Origin of the sequence: Nostoc sp. FACHB-152 (assembly GCF_014697475.1) — a bacterium.
In the GTDB taxonomy this organism is placed as follows: domain Bacteria; phylum Cyanobacteriota; class Cyanobacteriia; order Cyanobacteriales; family Nostocaceae; genus Nostoc_B.
On the sequence record NZ_JACJRV010000111.1, the window covers coordinates 1 to 16525 of the forward strand.

A 16525-nucleotide genomic window follows, 5' to 3' on the forward strand; every position below is an offset into this window, starting at 1 on the left:
GTACGATTTAGCGATTGCTGTAATGGATGGGATGAAAAATCGTAGCAAAGCAGGTGAATACACACTGGAGCGTTTTATATTTAATTGCACCTAACTACTTATCGCCTCAAATTTTTGTTATGCACAATGGGTTTTTCTTTGTCCTTGCAAGTACATAAAATGAAGCCTTTGTCAAAGTCGCACATAATTGTAGATACTAAGGATTGATAAACCAGTAGACAGGAGATGTTTAAGAGCTAAGAAAATGTATCTCCACACTACCGTTCTCCCCCCTGCACCACTGAAACTACTGCTCTGTCTACTACCATCTGAAAATAACCAATTTTTATAGGCAAGCGACTTAAACATTATCCATATAAAACTATGCGAGCAGAATATGTATAGTAATTTTGAACACATTAAAAGCCATACGAGTAAACGATCGCAATGAAACAATTGATACTTGTATTAGGAGTAGGAATTTTACTTATACCTGTGAAGGTAACTTGCGGTTCTCCTGGTGCAGCCTGCGCTCAACCACCACTTCCTGGAACCAACAGTCAAGTTAGATATTACTACGAATATGAACCACTGGGTGTAATGCTAGTAGAGTTAGTGATTCAGAAAAACTTGCCGTTTTATTACTTCAGTGGAACTGAGGATGTGTACTGAGTTAAAAATATGATTGACTAAACAATCTTCTTCTGTAATTTCTACTTTGGCTAATAGTTGAAGCAATTCTGCATAGCAACCATGAATATCGCCAACTACAATTGTTCGCATAACTCCAGTTCAATCGAATAAATTCAGTGTAGCATATGTACTACAAAAGTAGCATATGGGCAAAAGTTGTGAATATATGGAAAGCCAGCAGATGAGAAGTAAAAAGGTTGTTAATTTTATCAGTGGACACCTTGATATAACTCAAGCAGAATTTGAGATCCATTACCGTCCTTTGATTGATCGCGCGATCACTCAAAACGAATGTTTTGTTGTTGGAGATGCGAGGGGGGCGGACACCCTAGCGCAACAATATCTTTGGGGGCGGACAGAGGCAGTAATTGTTTATCATATGTTTACCAGTCCTCGCAACAATCCAGGATTTTCAACCCGTGGTGGATTTCAAAGTGATGTAGAGCGAGATACACAAATGACGTTGGATTCTGATCGAGATATAGCTTGGGTAAGACCTGGAAGAGAGCAATCGGGTACACAAGCAAACTGCGATCAACGAGGTTTACTAATATAGTTTGACGTAAAGAAGCATACCATCATTAAAATACTGAAAATCTTAATAATAATGGCTTTTAGCAACTGTCAACTGCCTGCTTATCAAAATTAATAATCAGTTCAGTAAGTACAATTAATGATGTGATTTTCTCCTGTGGAATAAATAGTTAGGTAAAAATGCAGTATATCTCTTCGGCAATTTATTTTTTTATTCTGGTAATGATGGTAATAACGCCATTTGCCATACCTTTTCTGTTAAGGCGGAAAGGTTATATAACTAGTTTGCTATTAAGCAGTTTTCTATCTTTGATGACGTGCGTACTTCTAGTTACTTTGTTGGCATATTTACCAGATTTATATGCCCAGATGCGGCTTGATTATCTGGGTTTTGATTTTAATGGCTGGTCAGACGAAGAGCGACTCAGAAATATTGCTCCAAAATTCAGAGACGAAGCAATAAAACTTTATCGATCGATAATGGGCATTGGGTGGACTCTGAAAGCTATTACTGGGGCAGTTTTGCTCATTCCTTATCAAATTGTTGCTTCTGGCTTAGTTTTCATAGTGAGTAAGTCGAAAAAATATGGCAGTTAGCACCTAACCACAGTTTACAGTGGACGCAAAGGCGGTGGCTGTTATGCCAATAATTGTAGTAAATGTAAGAAAATGTATCATCGAAATTTCAAACTTCTGGTTTTTCTGACTACCCCATTTCTGGGTATCGGAATTATATTTTTACCAACTATTCCAACTTTGGAGGGTGCTAAATTTCTATTCTCTATAACTATATTGTTACTAAGTTTTATTTTTGGTTTTTTATTATTTAAAAATCCTCAATATTTACCATTTAGAAAAAAGCGAACTTTTATTTTTCTATATTTATTATTATCGAGTGTGCTATTTTTGTTGGTCTCATTTATCGTTTTGATATCGTCTGCTTTTGATGCTACAAACATTGAAACTGTGACATCTAAAGAATATCCTACAACGGTATATTTATACAACTATACATATTCTCCACCAGATACTTCTACAGGATGTGACACATACCACGGGGAATTAAAATTTAGACTTGGTTTTACTCCTTTTGTAATTACAAAGTTTAATTGTGATTGTCTTTTTGGGTCACCAGATCGCGTTGGTGAGTGGGTAACGATTCCCTTGGAAGCAAACCGAAATCCAACAGCAAGTAAGACGAGGTGAAAAACCAAACTATGTAAAGATAAGTAAATACGTATGATATGTCTACCAAGGTAACAAGGATATGGGCAGTCGTTTAAGAGTATTTCTGAGTAGAGAGCAAGATAAAACTCTGTTAAACCTGAGAACGGCAGACGTACCCCAAAAGATCAAAGACCGAGCAGAAGTAATTAGATTGAGCGCACATGGTTGGTATGTGGAGAAGATAGCAGCACACTTTAACTGGACTGCCCAAACAGTGAGAGAAGTGTTGCATAGATGGGAAAAGTTAGGTTTAGAAGGGCTTTGGGAGAAAGCAGGTCGGGGAGGAAAATCAAGGTGGGCGGAAGCTGACATGATTTTCTTAGAAGAATGTTTGGAAAAAGAGCCGCGTACATATAACAGTGTTCAGTTAGCTCAAAAATTAGAACAAGAACGCTCCGTAAAATTAAGTCCTGACTGGTTAAGGCAGGTACTTAAAAAAAGGGGATCATTTGGAAACGAACAAGAAAAAGTCATAAGGGGAAACAAGACCCGGTAGTACAGCAAATCAAACAGGCTGACTTAGAAATGCTGGAATTGTCTGCGGCAGTTGGAGAAATTGATTTAAAGTATGTGGATGAATCAGGGTTTTGTGCTTGGAGCGAACCGAGTTACAGTTACTACTTTCTCGGCCAACAAAAACGCTTAGAACAGAGTAAACGCCGAGGACGAAGGTTAAGTATTATTGGGTTTCTTCAACCTCTAATTAGTTTTGTGTACGGGTTGGTGATTGGCGGTGTTTCACGCAAGTCTTATATCCAAATGATGGAGCTTGAAGCACTTGAAGCCCAAAAATCAGGACGCATCAGAGTCATCGTTCAGGATAACGGCCCGATACATCGGTGCAAAGAAGTCCAGCAATTATGGACAAAGTGGGAAGAGATGGGTTTGTACATCTTCTTTTTACCTAAATACTGCTCAGAGATGAATCCAATTGAATTGGAATGGCAACACCTGAAAAAAAATGAACTAGCTTCTCAAAGTTTTGAGGATGAATTAGACCTTGCCTATGCTGTCATTGATGGAGTTCAAAATAGAGCATCCAAGGGAAACTACAGTACGCAACGTGTAAAATTTAACTCTTATTCTTCTGCTTAACTGTTTGTTACATACTTGTAAATTTTTCCGCCGACCTACTTAAATGAAGGGCATCTAATCCTTTTAACAATTTATCACGCGAGCAAATCACCACCATTGGTTGATAGTCTCTTGCTTGATATGTAAAGTAATGAATGTAATCCTTAGCGATATTTTCCAGTTTCTGTAACGCGCATTGCCGATCAATTGTCCAGTCAGGGTATTCTATTTCTTCCATTATTCTGGTACTACTCCCCTATGAACTGACTCAAATCATACGCCTCATATTTCAAACTTCAATTTAACTACAAGTTCACTTCTAATATTTACGAGAATATACTGAGTTCAATTCAGAATCAACAAAGTCACTATATTTTTTATACTGGATTGCATATTACTTATAGAGTGAACCGTTCACAGGGCTAGCTATGAAAAAACGCTCAGTTTGGCAGTCAGGGATTGCCCGCTACATCATTTGCGTTAGCTTAGAACTGTGGTTAATACGATTATTGCACTTTGTTTGGTTAGATTGGCTGACATGGTTTTTCTTACCATTGCTTTGGATCTCAGGTGCAATCGCAGCATTAATTGGATTAATTTGGGCGATTTCCTTTTGGGTGCGTGCCATCCAGAAAGGCTCATTTCTAAATCAACGGTGGCGACGTTCTTTTCCACTTTTACTACAGTTATTAGGATTGGTAATTGGGATTATCGTCCCGTTTGAACAGTTTTGGCTAACGGCGAATTTTTATCAAAATTTGGCAAGTCGGCAACAAGTAATTGCGTTGGTACAGTCAAATCAAATTCGTGGAGGTATGAACAATATTGCTGCTTTACCGCCAGCTTACCATCACACTTCAATAAGCAAAGAAATTCAAACACAACGGGGACAGAATGGATTATACATTTTGTTCTTTACAGCTAGGGTCTTTGGGGGGGCACAGGGATTTGTGTATAGTGAACAGGCTAAACTTCCCGATCAAAACTTGTTTTTAGGATATCGATTAAGGGTAAAACATGCAATCAATTCCTATTGGTATTATGTCACGATTGGAGATTAAGCTCATACAATTTAAATGCCAGGGATAGTGGTTGAAGGCTACTGAGGATTATTAATTATGGAAAATGATGAAATTTAAGATTGCGATATTTGCGAGTGTCATTTTATTTGGAACTCAGTTTGGTATGGAACCGAGCCAAGCTCTCCCTGCGTCACATAAGGCAGGGACTCCTCTACCTCGTCCAACCGTAATATTAGGATTTGGTGGAGTTTTGCAACCGGACTGTGTTCGACAGGTTGAAGCGGGTGAATATCGCTGTGCAAAGCGTTGGGCAGAAGTAACCCATTTGCTCAAATTATTGGTTTATCAAGATGTTGAATCGCAACTTATTCCACCCCTTCAACATCAACTGGCGATCGCGGATAAATCCTGGCAACAGTTTCAAACACAACACTGCCAACAGTTGACTCAACGCTTACGCAATACGCCAGATTTTCCAATTGCAGCATCTGTCTGTTTGGCGCAATTAAATAACGATCGCATTCTAGAATTACAGAGAGGTGGTCAGATTATTACCCTCCAATCTCACGATCCTCGATTTGAATCCTTACTTGATCGACTCAAATTGAGAAATTCATCGGTGCAACGTCACTGGGAGCAATATCAAACTCAGTATTGCCAGATCGAAAAAGCTCTATTCGTTTTTAACCCCCTGAGATTGGCGGAATGTCATCAGCTTCTCAGAGAGGCTCGACTTCACCAACTAGAAGACCTTTTGGCAGCACCTACTCGTGGCTTGGATCTCTTCAATAGTTTTGTGCTACCTGGAATTCCAGAGCTAAATTGTGTAGATAAGACACAGTTTGGGTTAAATCAATGCGCGGTCTATTGGTCAAAAACAACTCAGTTTTTGCAATCAAGCATTTATGGTGATTGGGCAGAAAAACTATCGAAGCAGTATCAGCCAACATTTGCGATCGCACAGAAATACTGGCAAGACTATCGTGAAGCACATTGTACTGAGTTGGTTGAACCTTTTAAAGAAAATTCTATGGCACTGATGCTCTATCATCGCTGTTTAGCTCGGCTAAATAACGATCGCATTGCGGATCTAAAGGGGATAGCTGTATATGATTCAGAAGACGAGCCGCAGCAAGCCCCAGTTACATCTCGGCAAGATACCACTCAAGCTCTTTGGGAACGTTATCAAACTCAGTACTGCAAGTTTGAGTCACTGTTTTTTGGTAGTCAAACCAGAAGTAAGCAATGCCCAAATCGTTTAAATCTGGGACGGTTACACCATATCAAAGCAATGATGAATACTAGATAAAGAGGCAAATAATACTAGTTTATTACTTCCTAGAAATTTTTCGATATCAAATAGCGTTGCTCCCTCTTGAAAAATTAGGATAACTGCTGTAATAGAAATAATTAGGACTAAAATCGTCAAGAAAAAACTACTAAATGATCCTCCTCTGAGTGAATATTTAGTATTTCCCGATAACCAAATCAAGGATATCAAGGATATAAAACCGAATATAGATAGTATGTATATGTAGAAAGTGGGACGATTTATAGGAAAAATATTGAGATTCTTTTGAGTATTCATATAGAAAATTTTCGTGAAAATATATAAAAAATCCAGAAAACCAAGTTGAAGATATTAGCTATCATCAAATATAATTCTGATAATAGTCACAGTTTTTTGGTAGTCAAACCAGAAGGAAGCAATGCCTAAATCGTTTAAATCTAGGACGTTTACGCCATATCAAAGCAATGATGAATACTCGATAAAGAGGAAAATAGTAGTAGTTTATGACTTCAAACGATTGGCCGTGAGGAGAACGATCACAATCCCCAGCGTATAAGCAACCAAATCTCGCCAGTCGAAAGTAGATCCAATTGTTAAATGAGCTAGCTGGGAGTTTCGCCAGCCTAAAATATCAATGAGATTAAGAAACTGAAGAAACTCAATCAAGTAGGAAAAGATGAGAGTTCCAATAGCAACCTTCCGTAATGGAACTGCAATAAAAGCATGAACAAAGTAAGCAATCACCATGACAATTAAAACGTCGCCTAGTAACGGTCTAATCCAATCATCTCGGAAGAAGAGTGCAATTATCACAACTATTGCAAATAGAATCGCAAACAGGGTGAAAGAGGTAGGATTAAATCTCAACCACTTGAGATTAGAAAATTGTTTAGGCACGATTGATTTCCTGGGTTTGATTCGCCAGGATTGTAACATTGTTCTTTAAAATTGGACTAAATTGATGAATCCAATTAGTGAATTAGTGTGGCAAAGTCTGCTGAGTGGCGACATACAGTTAGCAGATTTGATTTGTAGTCTATTGTGATCGCAATTAGTGACAGTTGCGATTCCCTTTGATAAAAGCAGTTTTAGGGATTGCACTGCATTTAACCCCTGGAGAACCAAATCCACTATATTGATCGAAACTTCCTTGAACCTGCAAATCTGGGGGGAGCTTGGCAATGCTAGTTTTGTACAAGAAAAGGTTTCCGTCAACCACCATTGCAATGGGCAGTTTTTCAATGTACGTACCGCTAATAGTTAGGTCGCCTTTGACGGTTAGTTGATTGGGCAGTCGCTTGAGATTACCTTCCAGGGTAACGTTACGATTGATGATACAGCGTCCTTCTTGCTCGAGCGCGCCAAATTTTTTCAGGCTTCCACAAGGTGCGGGGGTAGCCGGTTGCAGCAGATAAATTCCAACCACCACCAAGGGAAATATGAAAAGCAGCGATGCGACCAGGGAGCCGCTACGCGATCGCCATCTTAGTTTTGGGAACATTTGAGCTAATAAATCCTAATTTAGGTTAACTTAATATCTTGCACATTTACGTATACATACAGCAAAATCGAAAATCTGGGCGATATAGCTACAGTATTTTTGTTTGCTTTTAACGATAAATTAATACTTTTAGCTTTAGGCTGAGTATTTAATCTCACCATTTTTTGGGTGGAAGATGTGAGGAGTATGTCACTAGAAAATCCAAGTCCTTTAGCGATCGCACTCACCCTGTGGAATATTGGGTTGGTGTCTGAGCAGAACCTAATCGCTTGGGCTGATGCTCAGATTCTGGCGATTGAAAAGCCTGCTGATGATTTACTGGAAATTGCCACTAAAGATGCGAAAGTGTGCCTCAAAAAAGGGTTGATTGAAACGCTTCCAATTGCCCTTGGCTACTCAGAGGAATTTTTTATTCGAGCTTATTTGTTGGATATCGAATGCGATGGCGGCAGCCACTCCTTTCAGGAGTATCGCGCAACAAAATCCTTCATCGCTTGGGTTGCTCACAACTGCTGTGGGAGTACGGAAACCCCCGAAGCTTTACTAGGGTATCATCTAGAACACTTATACTGTGATTGTGAGGATGTTGATGCTGCGATCGCAATGCTACGGGTTGAACTTCCAAAAATCATGCCTCGTTGTGAATCCTTTGCTACTATGTTTTTGGAGCAAGTCTCTGGGTTAGAGCTATGCATTTAACCGCCCATCAAACTGCAATGATTGAAGTTGCTAGGGAGATTCGTTTGGCGTTAGATCGCTTGAAATACCTCGATCCAGATGGAATGTGTTTGGCAATAGACTTAAATCCACCGCTTGGTTCAATGGCGATTCTAAAAGCATTGGAAATTTAGCTACCATTCGCCTATGCTGCTTTTTTGCTAGAGGTGGGAAATGGAGGGTGTTGGGATTGTGTCGAGCGCGATCGCTTGATGACATTTGATGAAATCATGCAGCATAATTGTGCTGAGTTATGGCATCAGTCACCGCCTGATTTCGTTCCTCAATTTCTGGCAACAGGAAAACAATCTGATGCAGTCGAGTTACCCTATCTCCTGAAAATTAACGTCCTTCCTGGACTATTACGAATTGGGTTGTATCCTCCAGAACAAGAGACTTACGGGTTGTTTCTGACACAAGAAGGACATGAAGTGAAAATTCAAATCTGCTTACAACCGTTGTTGACTTATGTTGTGATGGAACGCTATACACCGAAGCAATGGTTACAAATGCATCTCAATTTTTTAAATAATGAGATTTATGAAATTGAAAAATCGATCTCAATCTTGAATTCTCAGCAAAGTCCATATCTTCTTTTCCAAGGATATTTAATGGGTTTGTCCAAGGCTAGGTTGAAGCAGTTTATTGAAAATTGTCCCGCAATTCCTTTAGAAAGAAAACGAAATTTGCTAGATGAGATATGGTAGACTTAGAAGACAATAAGATTAAAATTATTTGGCAAATCCCAAATGAGACCGTTATTCCTGACGAATATATTCCACCATCAATCGAAGGAATTATCGATGGGCTGATTAAATATTATCATCTAGAAAATAAAGCTTTTTCATCCCTTAAAATTACTGTCTTTAATGGCAGTTATCACGAATATCACTCTAAGGAGTATCATTATAATCTAGCTGCTTGTATCGCTTGGAGGAATGCTTTAGAAAATGCTGAATTCATACCTCTTTAATGGTTAAGGTTGGAGAAATTCGAGCATTTAATCATTATTACAGCATTTTTCACCTATTTGAACCAGTTGCTGGATGAGAGATAAGCATGAAAAAACGTTTGTTCTAATTGATGGATATACACTAGCGATCGCACAAAGCGATTCAGGTGTGTTATTCTCTGGTTGCCACAGTCGCAAAGCTATAACTAAATATGACGATTCGCTCCTAATTCAGTTTTTGGCACGCCATGCCCAACATGATACTTTTTGGCAATGCTTTCAGGCGCGTGAAATGTACGAGAATGAGGATAATCGCTTCTTTGTCAGGAATTGTCAACAGTTGATTCGCTATCCCAGTTGGAAACTACCGCAAGTTTATCAAAATTGGGCAGTTTGGGAACTGATAGATCGACTGTTTCAAATTCATGGCGAGTCTTTCAATGAACCAATTTGTTTATGGCATCCGGGGAGTTACTATCCGATGTACGGTATTCCCTATGACACTGCATTGAAGGTGATACAGGTTGCACGAAATTGGAGGAATCTGCAAGAAATTGAGGGAATTGAACTGCTCAATGAAACCCAGTGGAATTTACGCTTTGTGTCTGCTGCGAGTCCTACTCACTCTTTACTAATCCCGCAGATTTTGTCTGAGATTGAAGAAACTGCTAGTATATATCTACTATTTTTTGCAGAAAAAGCCCAGTTACATACACCCAATCAGGTTGCAGCAATTAGATATGAACTGCTGCATCAGATGGCGATCGCAAACCTGCTCAACCGTAAAATCTCGCCAGAAATTCTTGCTCGTCTAGTTGCTTATCCAAATCTGCAACGCTGTGTCATCCAAGCTGAAAAGCTATGGCGCTACTTAGATGGTGCTTCTGTGAGCCAAGAAAAAAATAGTTTGTGTTTAGATTGGATGTTTTTTGATCCACCACTACCTCAAACTGACTTTCATCAGCTTTGCCTACAGCATTTTCAAAAAGCAAAATTGCAGTACCCGTATACGATTCCCTTTGAAGCCGATGGGAAGCAATATCGGCTGGTGACAGGAAGTGTACATCACAATGCGATCGGCTTGTTGACGGTTTTAGAAATTACGATGCCGATAAATGCGAATACCTTATTTATCAACGTGAATGAGCCGACGTACCTAGAGTTAGTTATCTGGGCTTCGCAGACATCCTGTTTACCTCCCGTCGAAGATTGGGAAATGTCTGTTGATTGGAGAGGAAGAGAAGATGAGTTGGTAACTTTAGGAACAGATCCTTCCTTACCAAAAGCTGAATTTTTCTTGAACTGTTTAGCATCTCACCTGGCAAGACTCTGGCAAAATGGGGAGCGAACGGCGTTGAAAAAAGGATTGCTCCCTTTGCAAAGTTATTTCCCAAAGGAAACCTACTTTCTCTACTGTCGAGGTCAGATGCTACTATCCGGGGAACTGCGATTTCACTATGGGGAATGGTTTGATGGGGGCTTTCTCCGGCTTTTTCGGGCAGAACAAGGGGAGTCATGATTAATAATTAGAGATGTTTCTGGAATAATCAGAATATACGTTGCTGAATGGAAATATGATTCCGCCGGATTTTGGATAGAGCCTCCAGGCTTTCAGAAAATATTTCATAGCTGGATTTAGCAAAGCCGAAAAATTAATGGCGATGGCTAGGAGGGCAAGGTGTATGGATTGCAAAGCACTAATTTACGACGGGGTAAGGAAACAGGCGATCGCACCAATATACCCTCATTCTTTGGTGAAGTGGGATATTTCCCAACAACCCCGGATAATTGGACAAATCGAGTTACCCTATGATTTTGAATCAGTACCAAGTATTGTTTTGTTACCTGATAAAGACAGGTTTGCGATCGCCCCCAGTAATGTTTCCTTAGAGCATGGGATTGAGATTCGTCGCTGGGATGATTTGTCCGTTTTGCAACGAGTTGACTTACCCCATGCACCCTATGAGGAGAATTCCCAGGAGGATGAGTATTATGGACATGGTAAATGTACTCATATTTCCTGGTTGGGATTAACACCTTGCCAGGGCTATTTATTGGTTGGTGAGGGTTGGGGAGATATTTATCTAGTTAATTTAGAAAGCGGTGAGCAGATTCGTTGGTTGCGTCGTTGGCGAGATTATAATGCTGCTTTTGCCATCGATCCACAAATGCAGTTTCTCATTGTTAATTCTGTAGACATGGATGAGTCCCATCAATTTTACAGAATTGACAGTATGCTTGAGGATAAATTGACCTATTTGGGGGAATATTCAGGTGGTGTGCGTTGTCATCGTGGCGGCTTGAGTTTTAGCCCAGATGGTCAGCGTCTGGCTTATACTGCATATCGATATCAAGGTGTTGATTTGTTAAGTTTTCGGCTTGAACGCTCGATATTAAGCACTTTATCCCCGCAAACGCAGGAACCACTCAATGAAATATGGAAAAAATGGGAAAAATCGTCACAATATCGGGAGAAAATGTGGGGTCAATTCTTTCGGTTGTACCATGACCATGATGGATTAAATCCTTGGCAAAGTAATATCGTTTGGCTGGATAACAACAGGTTATTGTGTGGTGTAGGGCAAATTCTGGTAGTGCTGTCAGCTCAGACAGGGGAAATAATAAAAACCTATGATGTGGATGCAGTAGTTAATACTTTGGTGTTTGATTACACATCTTTCCAAGCTATTGTTGCCACCAAGCAAGGGATAAAGGTGGTTGCGATCGCCTAATCAATGTAGCGGGAAAACCCATGATAACAAGTGAAGACATAACTGGCGGTGATTGAGATGGGTGTTTTCGAGGTGAGTAAATGTGGGAATATGTTCAATATCTGAATGCAGAGTTACTTGATCTTAAACTTTGGGGCGAAGGTTGTCGCCTGTATCAAATTCGCCAAATGGGTGATGATGAGATTTGCTTGATTCAAACAGATGATACTCCGCAGGAGTCGCTATGCGAACGCTGGCAAGTTGTTTATGCCGAGCGTGGTACGGTTCAACAGCTGCTGTTTGAATTTACGGATGAGGCTGAAGCTTGTGAGTTTATGTATCGGGAGATAAAGACAATTAAGCATCCCCATCTTGTGGGATTATTTCCGACTGATGATGATGCAGAGCAATTCTGTCAGGTGTTGACTCAGTTACAAATTCAATTCTCTCACGACCCGCAAGGAAGGGTGAGAGTATACGATCAAGACATTTTTACAGTGGAGCGTCATTTCGGTTGCCAATTACCCCTGCGAAAATGGTTAAGCGTTCCTGAACGAATTCACGTCACCCTCGCTCGATTGCGAAAATTCGATCCATACAATCGCTATGCCCAAATCACGACTAATCCGCCAATTGCTTCTGAAGCAAAGTTGAGCGCGTTAGAAGCACAACATGGAATTAAACTACCTGACGTTTACAGAACGTTTTTGCTAGAAGTCTGCAATGGTGGCAATTGGGAACGGCTAGGAAATTACTGGTCGATTGAGGACGTTATGGCAAACAATTCTGCCCAAGTATGGAATCAGCCTTTACCTGAGTTCCTCGCAAAGTTGAAAGCGGCAAAGTCGGGGGATTGGCTCAAAAATCCAGGAAATCGGCAATATCCAGGGTTGTTACGAATTGTCGATTGGGATAATCCTGTGCGCGATTTGTTTCTCACCCAGGAAGGATACGAGGTTGAAATTCAGGGGGATTGGATTCGTTTTTGTGAGTTTTCTCCAGAAAAATGGCTCAAGGATTTTCTAGATGATATTCAATATGGGTTATCAACAATTGAAGGATTACTAGATTTTCTTCGCTCTGGGGAATTAATTCGAGATTATCCATACTTTCATTCGGTGAATTTTGCCAGACTCCTTGCAGAAACCATCGGACTTAATATCGATCCTGAACTCACAAATGAGCAAGTGAGGATGAGCGATGAAATAGATTATAAAATCAACCAATGGCGAATTGAGAATATGGGTAAGATGCGGTACAACTTTGGCTTTAATGCAGAGCAAGCTGAGATGCGATCTCAACGAATTTTAGAAAGGTTGGAGTACATATATAATATATTGTATCCCTAAATGACCCATCATCTGGATCTATTTTTCCAGTGTGAGTGTGCTAGACCTGGCGTTTGCTGATTTTTAATTTTTTAATCTGAAAATTTAATTAACCTTTACAGACTTACAATCTAATCTCCATCGGCTAATTTAAAAATGTGAAACTTGCGCGAAAATAATTATTTTTATGCAGTTATAGCCACAGTCATATAATTTACGTACAACCACTCATGTCATTTTTTATTTTTCTAAAGTAAAAAATAAATATACATAAAAATATTGATGAAAATGGTTTTATAAGAGCCATGAAAAAAATACTTTTATTAGCGATGTTGTCTGCTATCCCAAGCATTATTTTTTCTAGCCCCTCTTGGGCTTCTGTTTATATCAAATATTCCAATAACGACTCGGACAAACATGTAATGAAAGTCCAGATGGATGGTTCAACGAAAGAAGTTACATTCAATGGTCGTACGACTGGAGCCGCAACGATACAAGGTAGCGGTAAAGCTGCTGTCATTGAAACATCTTGTGGAAAAGTCGAAGTCAAAGATGACTCTAAAATCGAAATCAAAAACGGCTGTATCAAAGTATTATAAACATCAATCTTGAAAATTAAATTCATTATCCAAAATCATATTTATATGATGTCGTATCTGTTGTTTGAAATACCTGGATTATCCGTTCTATTCTCTCACTCATAAAAGCTAAATTTTCTTGTTCTAAAATATAAGAATGTAAACAAATCAATTCTTCTACAATTATAGGAACATCTTCTACTGACACGACATTTAAAGAAGCATCATGAAAATGACTGATGAATTGTAAACCAAGATACCTACAAGCAGGCAACCAAAATTTATAAAATATCTCGCTAGTTGCAACAGGAATCACTTCGTAATTCCCGGTATTAATTTGGAGAATTCCCATCTCTATTGTCATCTCATTATGTCGTAATATTTCAGACTTAAATCTATTGAAAATTATATAATTACTGGGTTGGTTGCCAAATATATTTACCAGTGCGATCGATATATCCAGATTTTTCTCCAACTTGCACTTCTGCTAACCCATTAGAGAAGGAATAAGCACTATCAAACTGTGGTGCGATCGCTAATTTACCAGTGCGGTCAATATATCCCCATTTACCTTCAATTTGTACATCTGCTAATCCATCAGAGAAATTACCAATTTTATCAAACTTTGGCTCAATCACTAATTTCCCTGTACGGTCAATATAACCCGATTTTCCGCTAACTATTACTTGTGCTAAACCATTTTCAAAAAGCCAAGTCATATCAAATTGGGGTTTAATGACTAATTTACCAGTGCGGTCAATATATCCCCATTTACCTCCAATTTGGACTGCTGCTAAATCCTCATAAAATGACCAAGCTGCATCAAATTGAGGTTTAATGACTAATTGACCTTTTGGATTAATAAATCCCCATTTTTTACCAACTTGTACTACTGCTAAACCCTTAGAAAATGACCAAGCAGTATCAAACTGAGGTTGAATTACCAATTTACCTTTGTTATCAACGAATCCCCATTTTTTGCCAATTTGAACTGCTGCTAAATTCTCAAAGAATGACCAAGCACTATCAAATTTAGGTTTGATAGCTAATTTAATCTTATTGTCAACGAATCCCCATTTTTTACCGATAGCAACCAAAGCAAAACCATTGACAAAAGCTTCAAGACTATCAAACTGTGGTTTAGCCACAAACTTACCACTACTGTCTATGATTCCCCACTTTTTAGCAACTTCGACTTTAGCAAACCCATTCAAGAAGCGATTGCAATTATTAAATTGTGGCTTGATGACCAATTTACCTGTGTGGTCAATATATCCCCATTTCTCACCTACTTGGACTTGAGCTAATCCCTCATAAAAGGACGAAGCGTAATCAAACTGGGGTTTAACGATTAATTTACCAGTGTGATCAATATATCCATATTTCCCGTTGATTTTTACATCCCATAACTGGGGTAATGAATTTTCTTTTGTAGACTTAACTATGATGGGAGATATTGATTGATGAGTATCACTAGATATAGATGGAGTTGAAAACAATGTTATCCCAGTTATCGCTACTAGCAAAATCAAGGGATGGTGAATATGAGATTTCATATTTGTGACTGAATAAGTAGTAATGCCACTTATCCATAACTCAAAACTAGCTTAATTGTCATCCCTAAAAATCATCGGATACACGAAACCAATACCAATCACCGTACAAGTAAAATACTTGGTACTTAGCAGCACCAAATGGACTTCCTTCACTATTCGGTTGATGGACAAAACCATAGGACATGGTATCAGGACTTAGACCATCACCACCCCAGAAGACACGAAAATATACACCACCACGAGAATCCATAGCGTATTCATCAACTTCATATAAACCGAGTTTGCGGTTTAATTTGATATTTCCTTTTGCAGAAATAGGAAGTTGTAACCGAACTTGTTCAAACGCCGATCGCGATATCATAAATGCTAAACGACGGGGAATGTAGAACTTGAGCAGGACATAACAAACTAAAACTATCCCTGCAATGATAGCAACTTCTCTCCAGGGTACAAAAGTTTGCCTTCTAAGTCTAATACTTTTCAAATCCCGTATTCCTAAAGTTCTCAATCCCCAGAAGAGAATTGCCAATACTGCAAATGGTACACAAACAATTGACACCAGCATAACTGGAAAAAAGAAACTATTTAATGCACCAGGGTAAATACTGATAATTAGAATTGCGACACCAATCAATAAGGTTATATATATTGCTATTTTGCTAAATATTTTCATGGAGCAAGTCATCCATATTTAAAAATTTCATTTTTAGTAAACATTATATTTTTGTGATATTTCTCATGAGTTACTATTAAAATCACTTTGGTTTGGGTTCCCAGTTAAAATCATGAGGACAATCGCATTCTTGAGCTTGGTTGCAGTTAATTACCATCTTGCTAAAGCAAAAATTTAGGAGAGTCCCGTTGTCAAATTTTACTTGTAAATTGCCTGGACTACGAAAACCAGCACCACTATAACCAATAATTTGATACTTAGAACTTAAGTTTGATACATTAAAGAAATATGGTTTAGGGCTGAAGCTAGAATCACCCTTTAAATCATTTAAACAAAAGGCTTTCGTGATATACCTTTGTGTTATAATTTCTGCTTCTTTTGGTGATGGGTCACCAATTGCACTGATAAAATTATCGGATATTTTCGTGATTTTATTAGCTTGGGTACAGTCAACTATATAGGTTATTGGAAAAGCAATACGTAATAAATGATATGTCAAACCTAGTGATAGAATTATAATAATTGAGATTTGAATAAGTTTTTTCATTGATTCCAAGGGATAGTGCTGTCCTAACTTTGTATTGCTGATATAGGAATCCGGTTTGATTACTGAACATACTTGTGTAGTCAGGCAATAGGCAATAGGCAATAGGCAATAGGAAAGAAGGAATAAAGGTATACTGAGTTTT

22 protein-coding genes are annotated in these 16525 nt (G+C 38.8%); 15 read left to right on the plus strand and 7 right to left on the minus strand.

What is annotated here, in order from left to right:
• The first annotated feature begins 426 nt into the window (after positions 1-426).
• The 5 genes from H6G76_RS33370 (at position 427) to H6G76_RS33390 (ending at position 3528) form a co-directional block, all read left to right on the plus strand.
• Entirely contained in the window at positions 427-651 is a 225-nt protein-coding gene (locus tag H6G76_RS33370; protein ID WP_190710412.1) for a hypothetical protein, read from the plus strand.
• Between the two features lie 202 nt (positions 652-853).
• On the plus strand, positions 854-1228 hold the full coding sequence (locus tag H6G76_RS33375) for a hypothetical protein (protein WP_190710414.1): 375 nt from the start codon (positions 854-856) through the stop codon (positions 1226-1228).
• A 158-nt stretch (positions 1229-1386) separates the two neighbouring features.
• Positions 1387-1803, plus strand: a complete 417-nt coding sequence (locus H6G76_RS33380) for a hypothetical protein (protein ID WP_190710416.1) — start codon at positions 1387-1389, stop codon at positions 1801-1803.
• 369 nt (positions 1804-2172) lie between these two features.
• The gene (locus tag H6G76_RS37485; RefSeq protein ID WP_242056629.1) at positions 2173-2412 is read left to right on the plus strand and encodes a hypothetical protein; all 240 of its coding nucleotides are present in this window, start codon (positions 2173-2175) and stop codon (positions 2410-2412) included.
• A 61-nt stretch (positions 2413-2473) separates the two neighbouring features.
• Positions 2474-3528, plus strand: a protein-coding gene (locus H6G76_RS33390) for an IS630 family transposase (protein ID WP_242056630.1) whose coding sequence is annotated in 2 segments (ribosomal slippage) — positions 2474-2866 and positions 2869-3528 — 1053 coding nt in all. Because the reading frame shifts where the segments join, the coding sequence is not laid out codon by codon here.
• 7 nt (positions 3529-3535) lie between these two features.
• On the opposite strand, the gene H6G76_RS33395 is transcribed toward H6G76_RS33390, so the two are convergent.
• Positions 3536-3745, minus strand: coding sequence for a hypothetical protein (locus H6G76_RS33395; RefSeq protein ID WP_190710420.1), 210 nt, complete (start codon positions 3743-3745; stop codon positions 3536-3538).
• A 190-nt stretch (positions 3746-3935) separates the two neighbouring features.
• On the opposite strand from H6G76_RS33395, the gene H6G76_RS33400 reads away from it, so the two are divergent.
• Together H6G76_RS33400 and H6G76_RS33405 are read left to right on the plus strand one after the other, a co-directional pair.
• Positions 3936-4568, plus strand: coding sequence for a hypothetical protein (locus tag H6G76_RS33400; RefSeq protein ID WP_190710422.1), 633 nt, complete (start codon positions 3936-3938; stop codon positions 4566-4568).
• A 64-nt stretch (positions 4569-4632) separates the two neighbouring features.
• A complete protein-coding gene (locus H6G76_RS33405) occupies positions 4633-5838 on the plus strand; it encodes a lysozyme inhibitor LprI family protein (protein ID WP_242056631.1) in 1206 nt (401 codons plus the stop codon).
• Positions 5839-6321: 483 nt separating this feature from the next.
• Here H6G76_RS33405 and H6G76_RS33410 read toward each other — a convergent pair whose 3' ends face one another.
• Together H6G76_RS33410 and H6G76_RS33415 are read right to left on the minus strand one after the other, a co-directional pair.
• Entirely contained in the window at positions 6322-6717 is a 396-nt protein-coding gene (locus H6G76_RS33410; protein WP_313934876.1) for a DUF2809 domain-containing protein, read from the minus strand.
• A 154-nt stretch (positions 6718-6871) separates the two neighbouring features.
• The gene (locus H6G76_RS33415) at positions 6872-7321 is read right to left on the minus strand and encodes a hypothetical protein (protein ID WP_190710426.1); all 450 of its coding nucleotides are present in this window, start codon (positions 7319-7321) and stop codon (positions 6872-6874) included.
• A gap of 186 nt (positions 7322-7507) precedes the next feature.
• Here H6G76_RS33415 and H6G76_RS33420 point away from each other — a divergent pair, with 186 nt between their 5' ends.
• The 8 genes from H6G76_RS33420 to H6G76_RS33450 all read left to right on the plus strand — a co-directional run bounded on the left by H6G76_RS33420 (position 7508) and on the right by H6G76_RS33450 (position 13628).
• Positions 7508-8020, plus strand: a complete 513-nt coding sequence (locus tag H6G76_RS33420) for a hypothetical protein (RefSeq protein WP_190710428.1) — start codon at positions 7508-7510, stop codon at positions 8018-8020.
• Positions 8011-8172, plus strand: a complete 162-nt coding sequence (locus H6G76_RS37490; RefSeq protein ID WP_242056632.1) for a hypothetical protein — start codon at positions 8011-8013, stop codon at positions 8170-8172. Before H6G76_RS33420 ends, H6G76_RS37490 begins: the two co-directional genes overlap by 10 nt.
• A 33-nt stretch (positions 8173-8205) precedes the next feature.
• Entirely contained in the window at positions 8206-8745 is a 540-nt protein-coding gene (locus H6G76_RS33425; RefSeq protein WP_242056633.1) for a hypothetical protein, read from the plus strand.
• Positions 8739-9011: a hypothetical protein gene (locus H6G76_RS33430; protein WP_190710430.1), complete on the plus strand. Its 273-nt coding sequence runs from the start codon at positions 8739-8741 to the stop codon at positions 9009-9011. Before H6G76_RS33425 ends, H6G76_RS33430 begins: the two co-directional genes overlap by 7 nt.
• A 73-nt stretch (positions 9012-9084) precedes the next feature.
• Positions 9085-10509, plus strand: coding sequence for a hypothetical protein (locus H6G76_RS33435; RefSeq protein WP_190710432.1), 1425 nt, complete (start codon positions 9085-9087; stop codon positions 10507-10509).
• Positions 10510-10672: 163 nt separating this feature from the next.
• Positions 10673-11722 (plus strand): hypothetical protein, encoded by a 1050-nt coding sequence (locus H6G76_RS33440; protein WP_190710434.1) that lies wholly within the window; start codon positions 10673-10675, stop codon positions 11720-11722.
• Between the two features lie 80 nt (positions 11723-11802).
• Complete coding sequence (locus H6G76_RS33445; RefSeq protein WP_190710436.1) at positions 11803-13050, plus strand: SMI1/KNR4 family protein; 1248 nt, start codon at positions 11803-11805, stop codon at positions 13048-13050.
• A 284-nt stretch (positions 13051-13334) separates the two neighbouring features.
• On the plus strand, positions 13335-13628 hold the full coding sequence (locus H6G76_RS33450) for a hypothetical protein (RefSeq protein ID WP_190710438.1): 294 nt from the start codon (positions 13335-13337) through the stop codon (positions 13626-13628).
• Positions 13629-13653: 25 nt separating this feature from the next.
• Here the strand turns inward: H6G76_RS33450 and H6G76_RS33455 are convergent, their stop codons facing one another.
• From H6G76_RS33455 to H6G76_RS33470, 4 genes are all read right to left on the minus strand, one after another.
• Positions 13654-13971 carry a hypothetical protein gene (locus H6G76_RS33455; protein ID WP_190710440.1) on the minus strand — a complete coding sequence of 106 codons (318 nt, stop codon included), beginning with the start codon at positions 13969-13971 and terminating at the stop codon, positions 13654-13656.
• A gap of 49 nt (positions 13972-14020) precedes the next feature.
• Entirely contained in the window at positions 14021-15163 is a 1143-nt protein-coding gene (locus tag H6G76_RS33460) for a WG repeat-containing protein (RefSeq protein ID WP_190710442.1), read from the minus strand.
• A gap of 64 nt (positions 15164-15227) precedes the next feature.
• Positions 15228-15836: a hypothetical protein gene (locus tag H6G76_RS33465; protein ID WP_190710444.1), complete on the minus strand. Its 609-nt coding sequence runs from the start codon at positions 15834-15836 to the stop codon at positions 15228-15230.
• Positions 15837-15918: 82 nt separating this feature from the next.
• The coding region (locus tag H6G76_RS33470) for a hypothetical protein (protein WP_242056634.1) at positions 15919-16525 on the minus strand (607 nt) is incomplete at its 5' end.